The sequence below is a fragment of the Pseudonocardia sp. EV170527-09 genome (assembly GCF_008369905.1).
GTDB lineage: Bacteria > Actinomycetota > Actinomycetes > Mycobacteriales > Pseudonocardiaceae > Pseudonocardia.
Window position 1 is genome coordinate 1 of record NZ_VRMC01000200.1, and the last position, 3,011, is coordinate 3,011.

Sequence of the window (3,011 nt, forward strand, 5' to 3'; positions counted from 1 at the left end):
AGGACAGAGCACTGTCCCCGGTCCCGGCAGCCGTGTCATGATCGCGCCCGGGCCAACGACACGTCAGGTCGTCCATCAACCGACACCACAGCCCGTCCCCGGACAGCACCAGCCACGTGATCGCGCCCGGATCGACGCTACCCGGCACGAGCTGGGCGCGGGCGCTGTTCGCGGCGCCGGCGACGTCGGACAGGACGTAGTGGCCGCGGGGCTGACCGCGCAGCTCGCTGAGCACGACTGTCAATGGCCATTCGTTCGTCCCCATAGACGGCCTGGAGTTATCCCCGCTGGTGGCTATCCAGCTCTCCCCAACGGTGGCCAGATAGTTCCCCGCCGTGGGATGGGGCTCGGTCAGCTCGACGGCGTCACCCCCTTGCCTGAGGTGGCCTGAGCGAGCCGGAAGCTGTCACCTTGAGTGACCACGACATGGGCGTGGTGCAGGAGTCGGTCGACGGTCGCGGTGGCCAGGGTCTTGGGCATGATCTCGTCGAACCCGGACGGGTGCAGGTTCGAGCTCACGGCCAACGCCCGCCGCTCGTAGGCGGCGTCGACCAGGCGGTAGAAGCCTTCGGCGGCGTCCGGGCTGACCGGTAGTAGCCCGATGTCGTCGATGATGATCAGGTCGGTGCGGATCAGTCGTGTCATCGCTCGGGTGATCGAGTCGTCGGCGCGGTGGCGGCGGACCAGGACGCCGAGGTCCTCGATGGTGAACCAGGCGACGGTCATCCCGGCCTCGACCGCGGCCTGGCCGAGCGCCTCGCAGAAGTGCGACTTGCCGGTGCCCGACGGTCCGCAGATGCAGAGGTTTTCCTTGCGTTGCACCCATTCCAGCGTCTTGAGTGCGTCCTGGGTCGGGCGCGGGATGGTGGAGGCATGTTCGTCCCAGTCGCCGAAGGTCTTCCCGGCGGGGAACGCCGCCCGCTTGCGGCGGGTGCGCAGGTTGGCTGTGTCCCGCCCGGCGGCCTCCTCGGCCAGCAGGACGCGGACGACCTCGGCCGGGTCCCAGCGTTGGGCCTTGGCGGTGGGGATCAGATCGGTCAGCGACCGCCGGATATAGGGCAGTTTCAGGCGTTTGGTCAGTTCAATCGCCTCGTCAATCGCCTCGGTCAGCGGGTCGCCGCCTGAGCCCGCGACGGTGCGCAGCGGTGCCGCCATCACGCCTCATCCCCTTCCGTGGTGATGCCGAAGTTGGACCAGGCCGATGTGCCCGGTTGCAGGCTGTGCGCTTCACCGGCTCTGGCTGGCTCGGCCTGCTCCCGGCCGGCTTGGTGGGCCAGGATGCGGATCAGGTCGTTCTCGGCGAACCGGCCGGCGATCGCCGCCGTGCCGAGCGCCTGGTCGACCTCTGCGGCCGGGTGCAGCTTGGCCAGCGCGACCGCCTCGGCCATCTTCGGCCGGATCCGCCGGGCTCCGGCCGCGGCGGCCTCGACCAGCCAGGAGGCCGCGCCCGGCCCGAGCGCGAGGAACGCCGCTTCCTCCGCCGAAGTGGCTTTCGGAACGCGGTCACCATCGGTGTTCTCGCGCGGCGGGTAGTGCTCGTCGCTGATCACCGGGGTGCCCGGCGTGGACCGGGCATGACGGGCCGCCTCGACCGGACCGTCCTCGCCCACGGCCGTGACGATCAGTTCGTCGCCGTGGAAACGGGCCCAGACCCGAGTGTCGACCAGTCCGTGCGGCACCGAGTAACGCACGCCCTCCACCGAGATCGTGCAGTCCCAGTTCACCCGCCGCGTCGTGCCGAACGCGACCGTGAACGCCTGACCGGGCAACGGATGCAGCCGGGTGCGTTCCTCGGCCAGGGCCTCGACCGGGCGGCGCCGGGTCTCCCGGTGTGGGCGGTCGTTGACCTGCTCGCAGAACTCCCTGCAGGCCGTCTCCAACTCGCCGAACTTGCGGTACTCGGCCAGCAGGTTCGCCTCGGTGGGCACGAGATCGGCCTTGGCGATCCGCACCGTGGCCTCTGACCCGCCCTTGGACTGAGGGTCAGCCGGAACACAGGTGCGGATGGTCATCCCGTAGTGCCGGCCGACCTCGACGATCTCCGGGTTGCGCACCGCGATCCGGGCGACGTGGTCGACCGACACGGTCTTCTCGTTGTCAGTCAACGCATAGGTCGGGACCCCGCCGATCCGCCGCAGCGTCGCATCCAAACAGGACACGATCGTGGGCAACGTCTTGTCCCACACCGGGATCACCACCCGGAACCGTGACCACGCCAGCCACGCGCACCACAGCGAGGTCCGCCGCCCGCCGATACGCGGGCCCTCACCCCAGTCCCACTGCAGCCACAACCCCGGCTCGGTGATCCAGGGCCGGAACACCCGCCGCTGCCCGGCCTGGAACCGCTGCTTGACCTGCGCGACCACCCGCCGGGTGGTGCGCTCACCGCCGGTGAAGCCCATTGCGGCGATCCGCCGGTGCACCACGTCCGCCCGGACCCGGCCACCGGAACGGACCACCAGTTCCTCGATCTTCTCCAGATACTCGTCGATCGGACGAGCCCGATACTCACGTGCCACCGGGCCCTACCCGGCCTCGCGCAACCGCACATAGCGGGCCACGGTGTGATGGTCACACCCGACCAACTCGGCCGCTGCGCGGTTGCGTCCAGGGACGTGGTGTACGACGTCGTCGCTGATCAACGGCGTGGCGTCGGGATATGAGACGGCCACCGCGTGATCCTTCGAGTGCTTAGAGTTCTCGAGGGAGGAGACTCGATGGCCGCGTCAGACAGTGTGAACGATGTGGCGGGCTGGGTGAACGACCGGCTCGCTGATGCAAGCCCGGATCTGCTCCGGGCGATGATCAAACAGTTCGCCGAGACGCTCATGGCGGCCGAGGCCGACGCGATGTGCGGCGCCGGCTATCGGGAACGCAGCGCCGAGCGGGTCAACTCCCGCAACGGCTACCGGGCCCGGGACTGGGACACCCGCGCCGGCAGCGTGGAGCTGGCGATCCCCAAACTCCGCACCGGTTCCTACTTTCCCGACTGGCTGCTCGAGCGCCGGCGC

The 3,011-nt window shown here is 69.5% G+C and carries 3 protein-coding genes and 1 pseudogene; 1 reads left to right on the forward strand and 3 read right to left on the reverse strand.

Features of this window, described 5'->3' with window-relative positions; all coding sequences use genetic code 11:
- The 3 genes and pseudogenes from FVA95_RS31155 to istA all read right to left on the reverse strand — a co-directional run.
- A partial coding sequence (locus FVA95_RS31155) for a hypothetical protein (protein ID WP_161992514.1) occupies nucleotides 1–235 on the reverse strand: 235 nt, incomplete at its 3' end.
- Between the two features lie 116 nt (nucleotides 236–351).
- Nucleotides 352–1,155, reverse strand: coding sequence for an IS21-like element helper ATPase IstB (istB, locus tag FVA95_RS28200; protein ID WP_149666836.1), 804 nt, complete (start codon nucleotides 1,153–1,155; stop codon nucleotides 352–354).
- A pseudogene (gene istA / locus FVA95_RS28205) lies at nucleotides 1,155–2,642 on the reverse strand (IS21 family transposase). The gene istB and the pseudogene istA overlap by 1 nt, the downstream one beginning before the upstream one ends.
- Before the next feature lie 75 nt (nucleotides 2,643–2,717).
- On the opposite strand from istA, the gene FVA95_RS28210 reads away from it, so the two are divergent.
- Nucleotides 2,718–3,011, forward strand: a 294-nt coding sequence (locus FVA95_RS28210; RefSeq protein WP_193564365.1) for a transposase, incomplete at its 3' end; no start/stop codon positions are given.